Origin of the sequence: Streptomyces sp. NPDC017943 (genome assembly GCF_044328425.1) — a bacterium.
Taxonomy (GTDB): domain Bacteria; phylum Actinomycetota; class Actinomycetes; order Streptomycetales; family Streptomycetaceae; genus Streptomyces; species Streptomyces djakartensis_A.
This window is the reverse complement of sequence record NZ_JBIRHH010000012.1, coordinates 187397-203855: the sequence shown is the minus strand read 5'-3', so window position 1 is coordinate 203855 and position 16459 is coordinate 187397. Positions and strand designations below refer to the sequence as shown.

The 16459-nt window shown below is 73.7% G+C and carries 13 protein-coding genes; 6 read left to right on the top strand and 7 right to left on the bottom strand.

Annotated elements, in window-relative coordinates:
• Positions 1–650 precede the first annotated feature (650 nt).
• The 3 genes from ACH4C6_RS31475 to ACH4C6_RS31465 are packed head-to-tail and all read right to left on the bottom strand — an operon-like array spanning position 651 to position 4328.
• Entirely contained in the window at positions 651–1280 is a 630-nt protein-coding gene (locus ACH4C6_RS31475; protein WP_398112056.1) for a TetR/AcrR family transcriptional regulator, read from the bottom strand.
• 47 nt (positions 1281–1327) lie between these two features.
• Positions 1328–3412: a YhgE/Pip family protein gene (locus ACH4C6_RS31470; RefSeq protein ID WP_398112055.1), complete on the bottom strand. Its 2085-nt coding sequence runs from the start codon at positions 3410–3412 to the stop codon at positions 1328–1330.
• Positions 3384–4328 (bottom strand): ATP-binding cassette domain-containing protein, encoded by a 945-nt coding sequence (locus ACH4C6_RS31465; RefSeq protein WP_398112054.1) that lies wholly within the window; start codon positions 4326–4328, stop codon positions 3384–3386. Before ACH4C6_RS31465 ends, ACH4C6_RS31470 begins: the two co-directional genes overlap by 29 nt.
• A 158-nt stretch (positions 4329–4486) precedes the next feature.
• Here ACH4C6_RS31465 and ACH4C6_RS31460 point away from each other — a divergent pair, with 158 nt between their 5' ends.
• The 3 genes from ACH4C6_RS31460 (at position 4487) to ACH4C6_RS31450 (ending at position 6752) form a co-directional block, all read left to right on the top strand.
• Positions 4487–5050, top strand: a complete 564-nt coding sequence (locus ACH4C6_RS31460) for an SAV_6107 family HEPN domain-containing protein (protein ID WP_398112053.1) — start codon at positions 4487–4489, stop codon at positions 5048–5050.
• Between the two features lie 195 nt (positions 5051–5245).
• Positions 5246–6070 carry a methyltransferase gene (locus ACH4C6_RS31455; RefSeq protein ID WP_398112052.1) on the top strand — a complete coding sequence of 275 codons (825 nt, stop codon included), beginning with the start codon at positions 5246–5248 and terminating at the stop codon, positions 6068–6070.
• A gap of 277 nt (positions 6071–6347) precedes the next feature.
• Positions 6348–6752, top strand: a complete 405-nt coding sequence (locus ACH4C6_RS31450; RefSeq protein WP_376323727.1) for a DUF3040 domain-containing protein — start codon at positions 6348–6350, stop codon at positions 6750–6752.
• A gap of 170 nt (positions 6753–6922) precedes the next feature.
• On the opposite strand, the gene ACH4C6_RS31445 is transcribed toward ACH4C6_RS31450, so the two are convergent.
• From ACH4C6_RS31445 to ACH4C6_RS31430, 4 genes are all read right to left on the bottom strand, one after another.
• Positions 6923–9316, bottom strand: a complete 2394-nt coding sequence (locus ACH4C6_RS31445; RefSeq protein ID WP_398112051.1) for a DUF3488 and DUF4129 domain-containing transglutaminase family protein — start codon at positions 9314–9316, stop codon at positions 6923–6925.
• Positions 9313–10677 (bottom strand): DUF58 domain-containing protein, encoded by a 1365-nt coding sequence (locus ACH4C6_RS31440; protein ID WP_398112050.1) that lies wholly within the window; start codon positions 10675–10677, stop codon positions 9313–9315. Before ACH4C6_RS31440 ends, ACH4C6_RS31445 begins: the two co-directional genes overlap by 4 nt.
• The gene (locus tag ACH4C6_RS31435) at positions 10677–11714 is read right to left on the bottom strand and encodes an AAA family ATPase (protein ID WP_398112049.1); all 1038 of its coding nucleotides are present in this window, start codon (positions 11712–11714) and stop codon (positions 10677–10679) included. Before ACH4C6_RS31435 ends, ACH4C6_RS31440 begins: the two co-directional genes overlap by 1 nt.
• Positions 11715–12017: 303 nt before the next feature.
• Positions 12018–12569: a beta-class carbonic anhydrase gene (locus tag ACH4C6_RS31430; protein WP_398112048.1), complete on the bottom strand. Its 552-nt coding sequence runs from the start codon at positions 12567–12569 to the stop codon at positions 12018–12020.
• A 332-nt stretch (positions 12570–12901) separates the two neighbouring features.
• Between ACH4C6_RS31430 and rsmH the strand changes: the two genes are divergently transcribed.
• The 3 genes from rsmH to ACH4C6_RS31415 are packed head-to-tail and all read left to right on the top strand — an operon-like array spanning position 12902 to position 16312.
• On the top strand, positions 12902–13858 hold the full coding sequence (gene rsmH / locus ACH4C6_RS31425) for a 16S rRNA (cytosine(1402)-N(4))-methyltransferase RsmH (RefSeq protein ID WP_398112046.1): 957 nt from the start codon (positions 12902–12904) through the stop codon (positions 13856–13858).
• 34 nt (positions 13859–13892) lie between these two features.
• Entirely contained in the window at positions 13893–14342 is a 450-nt protein-coding gene (locus ACH4C6_RS31420) for a septum formation initiator family protein (protein WP_398112045.1), read from the top strand.
• Between the two features lie 5 nt (positions 14343–14347).
• Positions 14348–16312: a peptidoglycan D,D-transpeptidase FtsI family protein gene (locus ACH4C6_RS31415; RefSeq protein WP_398112044.1), complete on the top strand. Its 1965-nt coding sequence runs from the start codon at positions 14348–14350 to the stop codon at positions 16310–16312.
• Positions 16313–16459: the final 147 nt, after the last annotated feature.

Genomic DNA, 16459 nt, shown 5'->3' with positions numbered 1-16459 from the left:
GGCCGCGCGGCCGGGGGGACCCCGCCGGGTGGACCGGGGCTGGCCGGATCCCCGGGGCCCCCGGGGGGCCCCCCCACGGGGGGGCCCGGCGGGGCACAGCGGGGGGGGTCGGGGGTCGTCGGGGGCCGCCCGGACGGCGCCGGCCCGCCCCGGCCCGCGGGGGACGCGGCCGATCCGGACCGGCGCCTTCGTGCGCTGCGGCGCCTTCGCGTGCCGCGGCGTCACGGGGTTCACGGCGCCACCGCGCCATGGCGCCACGGGGTCACGGGTTCACGGCATGCGCGCAATACGCGCCATACGTGTCACGCGCGTCGCGGATGCCACGGGCGCCATACGCGTCAGGCGCGGCCACGGATACCGCGGGCGCCGTGGGTGCCACGGGCGTCATGGCGCCATGCGTGCCACGGGCGCCATGCGCGCCACGGCGCACGGGTGCCACGGGGCCTCGCGCGCCACGGCGCACGAGTGCTACGGGCGCCGTAGGTGCCACGGGCGTCACGGCGCATGCGTGCCACGGGCGCCATGCGTGCCACGGATGCCATGCGTGCCACGGATGCCATGCGCGCCACGGGTGCCACGCATGCCAGTGGGCGCCCCGCGCGCCCCGCGCGCCCCGCGCGCCCCGCGCGGCCGCACCCCGGCTTCGCCGGTCAGCGGCAGCCGCTCACGCGTCCCTGGAGCAGGCGCGACAGGGCCGCGTGCACGTCGTCCAGGGAACGCTCCGGCTGGAACGACTTCCAGTCGAGGGCCGCCACCAGGACCATGCCGACCAGCGCCGCCGCCGTCAGCTGCACGTCGATCTCGTCGCTGAACTCGCCGTTGCCCACGCCCTCGCGCAGCACGTCCTCCACCACCGCGACGGCCTGCTGCCGGACCACCATCAGGGTCGACTGCCACGCCCGGTTCGTGCGCCACAGCTCCGCCACGTACAGCTGCGTGAAGGCCGGGTAGCGGTCGATGAAGACCAGTCCCGCGCGGATCATCGCGTCCAGGGCGTCGACCTTGCTGCCGCCCCGGCCCGCGGTCTGCTCGGCCGCGTCCCGCAGGGAGGCGGTGAGGAGGCCCACGCCGTGCCGCAGCAGTTCCTCGAACAGGACGGACTTGCTCGCGAAGTTGTAGTACACCGTGCCCTTCGCGACCCCGGCACGCTCGGCGATCTCGTCCACGGTCGTGGCGGAGAACCCCTGCTCGGCGATGAGCGTGACGGCCGCCTCGTAGAGCTTCTGCCGGGTGGCCTCGCGGCGCGTGCTGCCGCCCGACGCGGCACTGCTGCTTTCCATGGCCCTGATTGTCACAGGAACCTTTCCGGGAGAAGTGACGGAGGCACTCACAGGCTCAGCTCCGGGTGCAGCCGGTCCAGCGTCCACACCTGGCGCCTGCGGGCCGCCACGGCGGTCAGCGCGAGCGCGCCGGCGGTGAACGCGGTCAGCACCACGCACGCCTGCCACACCGGCCCGAGTCCGCCTCCCGTGATGAGCCGCCGCAGCGCCTCGACGACGTAGCTCATCGGCAGGTACGGGTGCAGCGCGTTGAAGAAGCCGGGGCTGGTCTGCACCGGGTACGTGCCGCCCGCCGAGGTCAGCTGCAGCATCAGCAGCGCCAGGACGAGGATCCGGCCCGCCGCCCCGAAGCGGGCGTTCAGCCACTGCACGATCGCCGCGAAGCACGCCGTCACGAGGAACAGGAAGGCCACCGTCCCGGCCGCCCGGACCATCTCCAGGCCGACGGCCCAGTGCAGCACCGACATCAGGGCGACCGTCTGGAGCACGCCGATCGCCACCACCGGCAGCCAGCCCGCCAGCGCGATCCGCCAGGCCGGGGCACCGGCCGCGAGGGCACGCCGGTTCATCGGCGTGATCAGCATGTACGCCACCATCGCGCCCACCCACAGCGACAGCGGGATGAAGTACGGGGCGAAGCCGGTGCCGTAGTTCGGCGCCTTGTGCAGGTCGTGGGAGGCCATGCGCACGGGGTCGGCCATGACCTCGGTGCGGCGGTCGCGGTCCTGCTTGTCGTAGTCGGGGATCTTCTCCGCCCCGTCGTGCAGGCCCCCGGCGAGCTTCCCGGAGCCGCCGACGAGCTGGTAGATGCCGCCGTTGAGGTCGTCCGCACCGGTCTTCAGCTTGCCGACGCCCTTGTCCAGGTCGGCGGCGCCGGTCTTGGCCTTGCCGAGCCCCGTGTGCAGCTTCTTGGCCCCCGCGGCGACCTTGGCCGCTCCGTCGTTCAGCTTGTTGATCTTCTTGACGGCGTCGTCGAGGTCCTCGGCGAGGTGCGGTGCGCGGTCGGCGAGCGCCTGGGACTGCTTCTGCAGGGTGGCCAGGTGCTTGTCCAGTCGGTCCAGGTCGCCGTCCTGGTCCGCGATCAGCGTGTTGAGGTCGTCCGCGATGAGGGTGACGTCCGCGGCGGCTTCCTTGGCCTTCTTCAGGTCGGCGCAGGCCGCGTCGGACAGCACCGGGTCGTCGCAGCGCCGGGCGTACACGTCGCTCAGCGTGCCGGAGGCGGCGCGGGCGTCCTTGGCGGCGGTGGGGGCTCGCTCCACCAGGGTGTCCAGGTGCTTGCGCATCACGCCCGAGAAGTCGGCGACCAGCCGGGCCGTGTCGCCGATGGCCTTCTCGTTGCCCTTGAGGAACGGACCCACCTTGCCGGCCGTGCCGTTGACCCGGTCGGCGAGCTGCTGCGTGCCGTCGGCGACACCCCGGGTGCCGTCCTCCACGGCACCGGCCCCCTTGGTGAGCTTCGTCAGGGCCGTGGACAGCTCGCCGCTGCCGTCCTTGGCGTCCTGCAGGCCGTCGGCGAGGTCCTTGGACCCCTTCTCTGCCTTGCCGATGCCGCCCTTGAGCCGGTCGGCACCCTTCGCCGCCTTCACGGTCTCGCCGTGGATGCCGGAGAACGACACGAAGATCTTGTCCAGGAAGTTCCGCGAGGTCTTCGTAGAGGCGGCCTGGCGCACCTCGCTGAAGACCGTCCGGGAGATCTGCCCGACGATGTAGTTGTTGGCGTCGTTCGTGCGGACCTGGAGGGCCCCGGTCTCCGGGGACTTGCCCGAGCTGGAGGCGATGCGCTCGCTGAAGTCGGCCGGCATGGTGAGCGACAGGTAGTAGGTGCCGTCCTCGACGCCCCGGCGGGCCTCCTCGGCGCTCACCTCGCGCCAGTCGAAGGTCTTGCTGTCGTGCAGCCGCTCCGTGATGTCGTCGCCCGCCGTGACCTTCTTCCCGTCGGCCGTCGCCCCCTTGTCGTCGTTCACCAGGGCCACCGGGATCCGGTCCAGCCGGCCGTACGGGTCCCAGAACGACCACAGGTACAACGCCCCGTACAGCAGCGGCAGGACGAGCAGCGCGACCAGTGCGGCGCGCGGCAGCTTCCCCCGGCCGAAGCGGCGCAGCTCAAGCGCGGCGAGTTTCGGCGAACGCATCGCCCGTCCCCTTCCCCTGTCCGGCCCGGCCGGTCTCGTCGGCGTGGCCGTCGTCGGCGGTGCCGGTCTTCTCCGCGGTGCCGGTCTTCTCCGTCATCTCGGTGGTCTCGGTGGTCTCGGTGGCCTCGGCGGACGGGCCGTTCCCCGCGGCCCGCCGGCCGGCGTCGTCGCTGTCGCCGGCGTCGTGGTCGCCGTCGCCCTCTCCGTCACCGTCGTGGTCCCGGTGCGTGGAGAGGCGGACGGCTCCCTCCGGTGCCTCGCTGCACACCGCCACCACCGTGGTCCCCGCCTCGGTGAGGGACCTCAACAAGTCCCACACCTGCGCCCGTTCGGGTCCGGCGAGCTTCAAGTCCGCGTCGTCGACGCCCAGGAGGCGGGGCCGGGCGATCAGTGCGAGGGCAACGGACAGCCGCAGCGCCTCCAGGCGCTCCAGGTCGCGCACCGCCGTGCGGGGCCCCTTCGGCAGTGCCTCGACGTCGAGCCCGGCGGCGTCCAGTGCCTCGTCGACGCGACGCCGCGACTCCGCCGCCCGCTCGCTGCGCGGACGCAGCAGCCCGCGCAGCGAACCGCCGAACCGCCGGTGGAGCAGCGCCCGTTCGCGCAGGTGCTCGCCGACGGTCAGGGCCGGGTCGAGGTCGGTGACCCCCGGGACGTGTGCCAGGGCGCTGAAGCGGCGTACCGCCGACAGCTGCTTCGGCAGCCTGGCCTCGCCGACCTCCGCCGTGCCCTCCGCGACCTTCATCCGCCCCGTCAGCGCCAGCAGCAGGCACGTGCGGCCGGACCCCGACGGGCCCTCCACCGCGACGAGCGATCCCGGCCCGGCGTCGACGGACACCCCGCGGACCGCCCAGCCCCGAGGCCCTTTCACCCCGAGCCCGTCGGCGACGATCCGCACCCCTCCCGTCCGTTCCCCCACGAGACTCCCCAATATTTGAACTGACTGGTCAGTGCAAAAACTACTCCGAACCTACGAGCGAGGCAAAACCGCAGGTCGGATCGGATTGTCAGTGCCATACCGCACGATGGGGGCATACGGCACTGACGTGCCGTCACACAGACGACAGGAGGTTCGTCATGGCCACCTACAACGCAGCAGCCGCCCGCCGGCGCCGCGCCACCGGCCCTGCCCCCTCACTGACCGGCCCGGCGAGCGATGTCCACCCCGTGCTGCGCAGGGCCTCGGCCCCGCCCGCCGCCCTCGACCTGCTCGCCCAGGCGCGCGCGGGTCTCGAAGAGGCCACCGTCCTGGAAACCCCCAACGAGCGCTACGCGACGGCCCATCTGGCCGCGCTGCGCACCGCCGCCGCCGTGCTCGCCGCCCGGGGCCGGCCCGAGACGTCTCCCCGGGCCCGGGCCAAGATCCGAAGCGCCTGGGAGGTGCTCCCGGAGATCGCGCCCGAACTGGCCGAGTGGAGCGCCCTCTTCGCCGCCGGCGCCCGGCGCCGCGCCCGTGCCGAGGCGGGCATCCAGGGCGCGGCCGGCGAGCGGGACGCCGACGACCTGATACGGGACGTGTCGATGTTCCTCCGCCTCGTGGAGCGCATGCTGGTCCTCCAGCCGGTGCTTCCGCAGCCCCGCGCGGACCAGGACCGCCCGGAGGGCCCGGACCGGGAGCGGGACATGCCGGACGCGGGCTGACGGACCCCGATCCTCGGGGTAGGGCCGGGTGCTCGCCGCGCGGCCGTCCACGGACCGGGGCAGCGGGTCGTCCCACCCGAGGCAATAGGGTGGGGGACGCCTGAGGTCTTCCCCGCCCGCTCGTACGGCGCCGGGGGAGGCACCCCGTTCGCGCCGCCGTGCAAGAGGCGGTGCCGCGCCGAGGAGTCAACTGCCGTGCCGGACCCGATGCGCCCCCGCGCCTCACTCCGTACCGCCGTGGTCTGGGAGGTCCTCCAGGACGCCCTGGACCGCCGGGTCAAGGCCACGGGCCGGGAGTCGCTCGACGTCCTCGACACCGGGGGCGGCAGCGGCAACTTCGCGGTGCCCGCGGCCCGCCTCGGCCACCGGGTCACGGTCGTCGACCCCAGCCCCAACGCGCTGTTCGCCCTGGAGCGCCGCGCCGCGGAGGCGGACGTCGCCGACCGGGTCAAGGGCGTGCAGGGCGACGCCCACGGCCTCTTCGACGTCGCCGAGCGCGGTGGCTACGACGCGGTGCTGTGCCACGGCGTCCTGGAGTACGTCGACGACCCGGCCGAGGGCATCCGCAACGCCGTGGCCGCGCTGCGCTCCGGCGGCGTCCTGAGCCTGCTCGCCGCCGGTCTCGGCGGTGCCGTGCTCGCCCGGGCCCTCGCCGGGCACTTCAAGGAGGCCCGGCAGGCCCTCGACGACCCGAACGGACGATGGGGCTCGGGTGACCCGGTGCCGCGCCGGTTCACCGCCGAGCAGCTCACGGACCTGGTCGAGGGCGCGGGCCTGCGGGTCGCCTCCGTGCACGGCGTGCGGGTCTTCGCCGACCTGGTGCCGGGCGTCCTGGTGGACACCGAGCCGGGAGCGCTGGAGGCCCTGCTGAAGCTGGAGGAGGCCGCCGCCGGCCTCCCGGCGTTCCGGTCCGTCGCCACGCAGCTCCACGTCCTGGCGGAGTCGGCCGGGGCCGAAGAGCCCGCCGGGGGCGCGGGGACCGGCGATGCCGGTGGGGCCACCGGGACCGCCGGGAGTTGAGCAGCCTCCTGAGGCACCGCCGCTGATCAGCGGCGCTGCTGCGCATGGAGTACGCCACAGGCCCCCCGAATGGGGGCTTCGCGCCGTATGATCGAGGGAGACCGTTCCGGCATGACGGGTCGGCCGCCGGGGAATGGAAGCCTCAGCGAGCCGGATGTCCATGGCGGGTGCCGGTTGGCAATTGGCGCAGAGGGGCGGGTTTCACGGGGGCGATTCCCTGCCTATCCTGAAGGGACCCCCCGGGTCGCCCCGGCGACTGCACGATGAGGAGGACTCCGTGCCGCTCTCGGAGCACGAGCAGCGCATGCTCGAGCAGATGGAGCGAGCGCTGTACGCCGAAGATCCCAAGTTCGCGTCGGCGCTCGAGGGAAGCGGGCTGCGTACGTACACCCGGCGGCGGGTCTACCAGGCGGTCGCGGGCTTCCTCGTAGGTATTGCGCTCCTCATGGCCGGAATGGTCGCCAAGCAGGTGTGGCTCAGTGTCGTGGGCTTCCTCGTCATGCTGGGCTGTGCCGTGCTGGCGGTGACCGGATGGCGCAAGGCGCCCAAGCCGGGCGAACAGCAGGCCGCCGGTGCCGCCGGAGGGCCGCAGGCCCGCCGTCAGGGCCGCTCGCGGCGCTCCATGATGGACCGCATCGAGCAGCGCTGGCAGAAGCGCCGTGACGAGCAGGGCGGCCACTAGCCCCTCGAATGGCCTCTTCCGCGCCACGTGATCCCATGTGTCAGGGGGTGACCACCGACTCGGTGGTCACCCCCTGACGCATGTGCGCGCACTAGCGGAAGCGGGCCGGAACCCGGGCGCCGGAAGGCCGGGGCCGACCCGCGGGCCCGGCCGGATGCCCGCGCGGTGCCTCAGCCCTGCTGGCCCGACGCCTTCCGCCAGGTCGGCCGCAGGGCCAGGGCCCGTGCCCGCACGCCCGACCACCAGGCCGATGCCGCCCACACCACGCGGACCGTGGAGCGGGGGGCCACACGGGCGCGCAGCCTCGTGGAGCGGCCGGCCGCCGCGCCGAGGCCCGCCGCCGCGAGCCGGACGTCCTCCGTCAGCCCCGCCACCGGCCGGGGCCGCGGCGCGTAGAGGGCCTGCTCCACGGCGTCCGCCAGCCGGTGCACCGAGGCCGCCGCGGTGGCGTCGAGCCGGCCGAGCCGGACGATCCGGGCGGCCGCCTTGCGCGGGGTCCAGGACTCCTCCGGCACGATGCCGAAGTCCCACGCCGTGTCGGTCAGCTCCTGCCACAGGGCCAGCGTGTGCGGCACGGCGTCCGCCTCACCCCGCCCGTGGGCCCCGAGCCGGGCCGCCCGGGTCCGCATGCGCCACAGCATCGGCGCCAGTGGCAGGGCCAGGACCGCCAGACCGGCCAGCGTCCAGAGCGCTAGCGCGTACCACTTCGGGCCGTCGTCACCGACGGGGAGCGCCGCCTGCGGGGACTCGCTCGCGCAGCCGCCGTCCAGCTTCTTCTGCTCCGGCGTGCACTCCTCGCTGCGCGAAGGCGCCGCGGACGGTGCCGCGGACGCCGACTCCGACGGCCGCGCGGACTCCGGCACCGAGCTGTCCGGGGTGTCGGGCAGGGTGTACGACGGCATCGAGCCCCGGTTCGGCGTGGGCTCGAACCGGGTCCAGCCCACCCCCTCGAAGTACAGCTCGGGCCAGGCGTGCGCGTCCCGCAGCCCCACCGACACCGAACCGTCCGCCTGCGGGGAACCCGGCGCGAAGCCCACCGCGACCCGGGCCGGTATGCCCAGCGAGCGGGCCATCGCCGCCATGGCGAACGAGAAGTGCACGCAGAAGCCCTGCTTGTCGCGCAGGAAGCGGGCGATGGCCTGCGAGCCGCTGCCGACCTGCACCTGCGTGTCGTACTCGAAGCCGCCGGTCACGGCGAACCAGTCCTGCAGCTTGACGGCCTGGGCGTACGGGTCGGCCGCGCCCGCGGTGACCTTGCGGGCGGTGCGCGGCACCGACGACGGCAGGGATTCGGGCAGCTCGGTGAAGTCGCGCAGGACGTCCGCGGGCGGCGGACCGGCCGACGCCAGCTGCTTGGCCGTCGGCTGCACGTCGAGGCTCTCCACCTGGTAGGTCAGCCCGCGGGTGTTCTGCCCGTGGTCGCCGACCAGGGTCATGCCCTGCGGTTCGTAGCGCCAGTTGCCGCCGATCCGCACGCTGCTCGGCGGGTACGGCATCGGCAGCCAGTCCTGGGCGTACCAGTCCGCCGCCGAGATCGTGGTGGCGACCTCGGTGCGCTTCACGTCGGGGCTGAGGCCGGCCGGCGTGGGGAACGTGCCGTCCGGGACGGCCGTGATGGACCGGCGGGACGGCTTCCAGGTGGTGCCGTCGAAGTCGTCCAGCGACACGATCCGCAAGTACAGGTCGGTGACGTCCGGCATCTTCGTCCGCACGGACAGCACCTGCCGGTCCTCGTCCGCGTTCAGGTTGTCGCGCAGCGACACCAGGGGGTTCACGGCGGAGATCGTGCCCCCGCCGCCCGCACCGCCGCCCGCGCCCGTCCCCACCGAGTCCAGCAGGCCGCCGTTCATCGCCGGCAGGCCCAGCGGCACCACCAGGGCGATGCCCAGCGCGACCACGCCGATGCGCCGGCCCGTGCGGACCGGGGCGACGGTGCCCGTCTCCTCGGCTCCGGCGGTGCGTGTGGGCCCGCCGAAGACCCGGCCCCACTGGGAGAGCCGGTCCCGGCCCTCGGCGAGCAGCAGCATGAGGTAGCCGGCGGCCGCCAGCACGAACCACAGCCAGTCCGTGCCGCCGTCGGAGAGCCCCGCCGCGACCGAGTACAACGCGAGCAGCGGAAGCCCGGCCGGGGCGGCGCTGCGGAAGGTCACCGCCAGGGTGTCCACCAGCAGGCCGATGATCAGCACTCCGCCGATGAGCATCAGCCGGATGCCGTCGGAGTCCAGCGGCGCCGGGATCGCGTAGCGGGCGATGTCGTCGCCGCCCTGCTGGAGCAGGACCGCGAAACGGTCCAGGGCCTGCGGGCCGGGGATCAGCCCGGCCAGGGCCTGCTCGCGCGCGAACAGGAAGGTCAGCAGCACGACCGTGACGACGGCCTGGGCCGCCACCGTCAGCGGCCGGGGCAGCGGCACCCTGCGGGCCGCCGTGCCGACGGCCGCCTGCACGGCGAGCAGGAACGCCGCCTGCACGATCCACGTGGCCGGCTGGACCAGGGGCAGCAGCGCGCACGCGGCCAGCATCGTGGCCGCCCAGGCCCCCAGGGTCAGTCGTATCCGCCCGCTCATCGCGGTCCCTCCCCGCCGCTCGCGGCGGCCACACCCCGGCGCTCCCGGTCCGCCTGCCGCCACAACCCGTCCAGGGAGGCGCCCCGCGGCACGCCCAGGGCCGTCCAGCCCGCCTCGCGCAGCATGCGCAGCCGCTCCCCGCTCATGTCCGACGGGCCGGGCACGTCGCTCGGTTCCCGCACCCACGTGCGGCTGTCCAGGACGAAGGCGACCGCCCCGGGGCTGCGCTGGCGCATCCGGCCCAGCACCGCGGCCTGCTCCTCGTCGAGGTCGCCGAGGAAGGCCACCAGCAGCCCCTCGTTGCCGCCGCGCAGCACGTCGTAGGCGCGGGACAGGCCCGCCCCGTCGGAGTGGTCGATCACCGCGAGGGTGTCCATCATCAGCCCGGCCGCGTCCGCCGACTCCTGGCTGACGCCGGCGAAGCCGTCACCGCCCTCGCCGGGCACCGTGCTGCCGGTGTCCGTCAGCAGCCGGACCGAGTAGCCCCGCTCCAGCATGTGCACCAGCACGGACGCGGCGCCCGTGACGGCCCACTCGAAGGCCGAGTCCGGTCCGGCGCCCCGGTAGGCGATGCCCCGGGTGTCGAGCAGCACCGTGCACCGGGCGCGCTGGGGCTGCTCCTCGCGGCGGACCATCAGCTCGCCGTAGCGGGCGGTGGAGCGCCAGTGCACCCGGCGCAGGTCGTCGCCGTAGCGGTAGCCGCGCGGGATCACGTCGTCCTCGCCGGCCAGGGCGAGGGAGCGCTGCCGTCCGTCGCCGTACCCCTGGGCCTCGCCGGCGAGCCGGACCGGTGTCAGGGGCTCCACCCGCGGGATGACCGTCAGCGTGTCGTACGACGAGAAGGAGCGGGTCAGCTCGCACATGCCGAACGGGTCGGTCAGGCGCAGCTGGAGCGGGCCCAGCGGGTAGCGGCCGCGCAGGTCGGAGCGGACGCGGTAGGACACCTCGCGCCGGCCGCCGGCCTCCACCCGGTCGAGCACGAAACGAGGCCGGGGCCCGAGCACGTAGGGCACCCGGTCCTGGAGCATCAGCAGGCCGGTGGGCAGCCGCGAGACGTTGTCCATCCGCAGGTGCACCCGCGCCTCGCTGCCGGCCGGCACGCGTGCGGGGGAGAGGCGGCGGCTGCCGGCGACCCGGTAGCGGGTGCGGTAGAGCACCGCCGCGCACACCAGCGGCAGCACCGCCAGGAGCAGGCCCACGCGCAGCAGGTCCCCCTGCCCGAGCACATAGCTGCACACGGCGGCCGCGACTCCGGCGGCCAGGAACGAGCGTCCGCGGGTGGTCAGACCGGCCAGGGCGGTGCGGATGCCGCCCTTCTCACCCCGGTCGGCCACCGCCTGCCCCGTCCCCGCGGCGCTCATCACAGCCTCCGGGGCGGGTGCGAGGGGTAGGCCGGTGCGGCCCGGCCCACCGCGCCGTAGCCGCTCTGCTGCGGCGTGGACGGGACCGGGGTGCCCTGCAGGATCTCCTCGACGACCTGCTCGGCCGTGCGGCGGTTGAGCTGAGCCTGGGCGGTGGGCAGCAGACGGTGGGCCAGGACGGCCACGGCGAGGGCCTGCACGTCGTCCGGCAGGGCGTACTCACGGCCGCTGAGGGCCGCGGACGCCTTCGCCGCGCGCAGCAGGTGGAGCGTGGCGCGCGGGGAGGCGCCCAGTCTCAGGTCCGGGTGCGTGCGCGTGGCACCGACCAGTTCGACCGCGTAGCGCCGGACCGGCTCCGCGACGTGCACCCCGCGCACCGCCTCGATCAGCTTGAGGATCTCGTGCGCGTGCGCCACGGGCTGGAGGTCCTCCAGCGGGGAGACGCCGCCGTGCACGTCCAGCATCTGCAGCTCGGCCTCCGCGCTCGGGTAGCCGACCGAGACGCGGGCCATGAAGCGGTCGCGCTGGGCCTCCGGCAGCGGGTAGGTGCCCTCCATCTCGACCGGGTTCTGCGTCGCCACCACCATGAAGGGGCTGGGCAGCTCGTAGGTCTTGCCGTCGATGGTGACCTGGCGCTCCTCCATCGACTCCAGGAGCGCGGACTGGGTCTTGGGCGAGGCGCGGTTGATCTCGTCGCCGATCACCACCTGCGCGAAGATCGCGCCCGGCTTGAACTCGAAGTCGCGCCGCTGCTGGTCCCAGATGGACACGCCGGTGATGTCCGACGGCAGCAGGTCGGGCGTGAACTGGATGCGCCGCACCGAGCAGTCGATGGACCGCGCCAGCGCCTTGGCCAGCATGGTCTTGCCGACCCCCGGGACGTCCTCGATCAGCAGGTGTCCCTCGGCCAGCAGCACGGTCAGCGAGAGCCGTACGACCTCGGGCTTGCCCTCGATCACGCCTTCCACCGACTCCCGCACGCGCTCCACCACGGCGGTCAGATCAGTGAGGCTCGCTCGATCGTCATAGGTCGTCACCCGGCCCTCCTCGGCCTTTCCCGCTCTCCCAGGGAGCACGGGTTACCCCAATTTCCCGGGCCGGCGCCGCATGGACGCGGGCCGGCCCACCCCGAACCACGGGCATCACGCGCGCACGGCCCCGCGCGACGCCACTCCCGCATTCTTGCTGCCGTTACCGATTCGTGTCACTCGACTGTGGACAACTGGCCGCGATATGTCGGCCTTGAGGCCATTCGAACACGTGACTGACAGGATTTCGACAGCGGGCCGTTTCCGTGGTCCTGCGGTGGGCGGCCCACGTCACCGGGCCGCGGGCCCCGGTCAGGAGGCCGGGTCGACCTCGCGCAGCAGGCCGGTCCTCACGTCGAACACGAAACCGCGCACGTCGTCGGTGTGCGGCACGAACGGCGAGGTGCGCACGCGCTGCATCGACTGCCGCACGTCCTGGTCGACGTCCCGGAAGGACTCCACCGCCCACGCCGGACGCTGGCCGACCTCGGCCTCCAGCTCGTTGCGGAAGTCCTCGGTGAGGCTCTCCAGGCCGCAGCCGGTGTGGTGGATGAGGACCACGCTGCGCGTGCCCAGCTTGCGCTGGCTGATGGTGAGGGAACGGATCACGTCGTCGGTGACGACGCCGCCCGCGTTGCGGATGGTGTGGCAGTCGCCCAGCTGCAGGCCGAGGGCCTTGTGCAGGTCGAGGCGGGCGTCCATGCAGGCCACGACGGCGACGTTCAGGACGGGGCGGGCGTCCATTCCCGGGTCGGTGAAGGAGGCGGCGTAGCGGGCGTTCGCCTCGACGAGACGGTCCGTGACCGTGCCGCCACCGTTCGCGGCGTTCTCCGAACCCGTGGGAACCGATGCAGAAGTCGTCATAGTCATGACGTTACTGGTCGGGCCCCCTGCGAACCTCCTGTGAGAGTGGACAAAAATTGTCAGCCGGACGGGGTTGTGAGGTATTGCACAGGCGTGCGCCGGCGGCTCCCGCGCCGGCGGCTGCGACGCGCAGGCCGGTTGATTGACCGCGAGACACCGTGGACTAAAGTGACGCGAAGCGGGAGGCGGGACCTCCTCGCTGCCATGACTTCCCCGGAGACCCCGGCGACGACCGGAGATCTCCCCGCGTGCGCGGCGCGTACGTACGGCTCGGCCTCCTCCCGCTCCCGGTCGGCTGACGCCCCCGGCGCCGCCGGATCTGAGAGGGCCCCTTGAGCCAGAGTCGACACGTCCCGGTGATGCTCCAGCGGTGCCTGGATCTGCTGGCACCCGCCCTGGAGGGCCCGGACGCGGTGGTCGTCGACTGCACCCTGGGTCTCGGCGGCCACAGCGAGGCCCTGCTGGAGCGGTTCCCCGGCGTCCGCCTCGTCGCCCTCGACCGCGACAAGGAGGCCCTGCGCCTGTCCGGCGAGCGCCTGGCACCCCACGGCGAGCGCGCCACCCTCGTGCACGCCGTCTACGACGAACTGCCCGAGGTGCTCGACCGGCTCGGCATCACGGCCGTGCAGGGCGTCCTGTTCGACCTGGGCGTGTCCTCCATGCAGCTCGACGAGGCCGACCGCGGCTTCGCCTACGCGCAGGACGCCCCCCTCGACATGCGCATGGACCAGACGACCGGGATGAGCGCCGCCGAGGTCCTCAACACCTACCCGCCGGGCGAACTCGTGCGCATCCTGCGGGCCTACGGCGAGGAGAAGCAGGCCAAGCGGATCGTCGCCGCGATCGTGCGCGAGCGCGAGAAGGAGCCGTTCACCACCAGCGCGCGGCTGGTCGAGCTGATCCGCGACGCCCTGCCGCAGGCCGCCAAGCGCACCGGCGGCAACCCCGCCAAGCGGACCTTCCAGGCCCTGCGCATCGAGGTCAACGGCGAACTGTCCGTCCTGGAGCGGGCGATCCCGGCCGCCGTGAAGGCCCTCGACGTGGGCGGCCGGATCGCCGTGCTGTCGTACCACTCGCTGGAGGACCGGCTGGTCAAGCAGGTCTTCGCGGCCGGCGCGGCCACCACCGCGCCGCCCGGGCTGCCCGTCGTGCCCGAGCGCTACCAGCCGCGGCTCAAGCTGCTGACCCGGGGTGCCGAACTCCCCACCGAGGAGGAGATCGCCGAGAACCGGCGTGCCGCTCCCGCGCGACTGCGTGGAGCACAGCGCATCAGGGCGGACGTCGAGTGAGCCGCGGCCGGCCGCCCCGGACCGAGGAGCGTGAGTGAGCAGCAAACCCGAACTGAAGGGCAGAGCGGCCCGTCTCGCGCGGCTCTTCCCGAACGGCCCGGGCCGGGCGGCCCGTACGCCCTTCGTCCTCCTGGTCGTCCTCCTCCTCGGCGGCGGACTCATCTGCCTGCTGGTGCTGAACTCCGCCCTGAGCGAAGGGGCGTTCAAGCTCGACGACCTCCAGCGCGAGACCAAGAGCCTCACCGACGAGGAGCAGGCCCTCCAGCGGGACATCGACGCCTACTCCGCGCCCGAGGCCCTCCAGCGCCGCGCCCGCGAACTCGGCATGGTCCCCGGCGGCGACCCCGTCTTCCTCGGCCCCGACGGCAAGGTCAAGGGCGTCCCGGGCCCCGCCTCCGGCGTCCGCCGCACCGACACCCGCATCCCCCCGGTCCTCGCCCCCGAGGCCATGACCGACGGCCCCACCCAGACCCCCGGCAGGTGACGGAAGTGTCCGACAGGGAACCGCCCCGCCGCCGCGTGCCCGGCCCCGCACGGCCGGCCCGCCCCGACGCCCGGCGCCGCCCCGGTCCGGGCGCCCGCCCCGCCCGGCGGCCGTCACCGGGCCGCCGCCCGGCCCCCGCCAAGCAGCTGCGGCTCGGCAGCCCGCGGCCCCGCCTGCGCCTGGTGGGGCTCGCCCTCACCCTGGTCCTGACCGCCTTCGTGGTGCGGCTGTTCCAGGTGCAGGCCGTCGACGCGAGCACCTACGCCGCCAAGGCCGAGCAGAACCGCTACGTCGGGCAGGTGCTGGCCGCCGACCGCGGCGAGATCACCGACCGGTCCGGCGTGGCCCTGGCCACCAGCGAGGACGCCTACGACATCACCGCCGACCCCACGATGTTCGCCCCGGACATGCTGAAGATCGACGACGGGCCCGAGCAGGCGGCGGCCCTCCTCGCCCCGATCCTCGGGCAGGACCAGGAGGACCTGGTCGGCAAGCTCCGCCCGAAGAACGAGGCCCTGCGCTACGTCAAGCTCGCCTCCCGGCAGACCCCGCAGGTCTGGAAGCAGATCAAGGACCTGAAGTCCGCGCTCGCCAAGAAGGCCGAGACCGACAAGTCCGCGCGCAACGTCCTCGGCGGTGTCTTCTCGGTCGCCACCAGCAAGCGGGTGTACCCCAACGGCGACCTCGCCGCCGGGATACTGGGCTGGGTCAACTCCGAGGGCAAGCCCGGCGGCGGCATCGAACTGCAACTGGACAAGCGCCTGGCCGGCAAGGACGGCAAGATCCGCTACGCCCAGTCCGGCGGCCGGCTCGTCCCCACCGCGGGGGGCGCCACCGAGACCCCCGCCGTCCCGGGCAGCGACGTCGAGCTCACCATCGACCGGGACATCCAGTGGGCCGCCCAGAAGGCCATCAGCGACCAGGTGAAGGAGTCGGCCGCCGACCGCGGCTACGTCATCGTCCAGGACACCCGGACCGGGCAGATCCTCGCCATGGCGAACTCGCCCGGCTTCGACCCGAACGACCTGTCCGGGGCGGATCCCGCCGCCCTGGGCAACGCGGCCCTCCAGGACGCCTTCGAGCCCGGCTCCACGGCCAAGGTCATGTCGATGGCCGCCGTACTGGAGGAGGGCGTGGCCACCCCGGCCACCCACGTCGTCGTGCCCAACCGGCTGCACCGCGGCGACCGGCTGTTCAAGGACGACATCGACCACCCCACCTGGGACCTGACGCTGAACGGCGTCCTCGCCAAGTCCAGCAACATCGGCACCATCCTGGCCACCGGCCAGCTCGGCAAAACCCAGGCCCGGTCCAACAAGGTCCTCTACGACTACCTGCGCAGGTTCGGCCTCGGCCACTACACCGGCCTGGGCTTCCCCGGCGAGACCCCGGGCATCCTCGCCCCGCCCGCCAAGTGGTCGACCTCGCAGCAGTACACGATCCCTTTCGGCCAGGGTGTGTCCATCAACGCGATGCAGGCGGCCTCCGTGTACTCGACCATCGCCAACGGCGGTGTACGCGTCGAGCCCACACTCGTGCGCGGCACCAGGGGACCCGACGGCCGCTACACCCCCGCCCCGAAGCCCGCGAAGACCCGGGTCGTCAGCGCGAAGACGGCCAGGACCCTCGCACAGATGCTGGAGTCCGTGGTGGACGACCAGGAGGGCACCGGCACCAAGGCGCGCATCCCCGGGTACCGCGTCGCGGGCAAGACGGGCACCGCCAACCGCGTGGATCCGGCCACCGGCAAGTACCACGGCTACACCTCCTCGTTCGCCGGGTTCGCGCCCGCCGACAAGCCCCGCATCACCGTCTACTGCGCCATCCAGAACGCCACGCAGGGCAGCTACTTCGGCGGGCAGATCTGCGGGCCGGTCTACAAGCAGGTCATGGAGTTCGCACTGAAGTCCCTCCAGGTCCCGCCGACCGGCGCCCCGCCCGCGAAACTCCCCGTCACCTTCGAGCGCTGACCGGCCCCAGGCCCAGGTCAGCACGGAACACACCAGGAACCACCTCGTGACGACGATCACTCCCGGCCCCGGGAACCACCACGGCCCCGGCCCCTCGCTTCGCCCGGAGGCGGGTACGCCCGGTACGCTCACCGCCGTGCCACACGC

Bases quoted from the DNA above. Each gene is read 5' to 3' on its own strand.
- ACH4C6_RS31475 (WP_398112056.1), bottom strand. From the start codon at position 1,280: ATGGAAAGCAGCAGTGCCGCGTCGGGCGGCAGCACGCGCCGCGAGGCC.
- ACH4C6_RS31470 (WP_398112055.1), bottom strand. From the start codon at position 3,412: ATGCGTTCGCCGAAACTCGCCGCGCTTGAGCTGCGCCGCTTCGGCCGG.
- ACH4C6_RS31460 (WP_398112053.1), top strand. From the start codon at position 4,487: ATGGCCACCTACAACGCAGCAGCCGCCCGCCGGCGCCGCGCCACCGGC.
- ACH4C6_RS31445 (WP_398112051.1), bottom strand. From the start codon at position 9,316: ATGAGCGGGCGGATACGACTGACCCTGGGGGCCTGGGCGGCCACGATG.
- ACH4C6_RS31440 (WP_398112050.1), bottom strand. From the start codon at position 10,677: ATGAGCGCCGCGGGGACGGGGCAGGCGGTGGCCGACCGGGGTGAGAAG.
- ACH4C6_RS31430 (WP_398112048.1), bottom strand. From the start codon at position 12,569: ATGACGACTTCTGCATCGGTTCCCACGGGTTCGGAGAACGCCGCGAAC.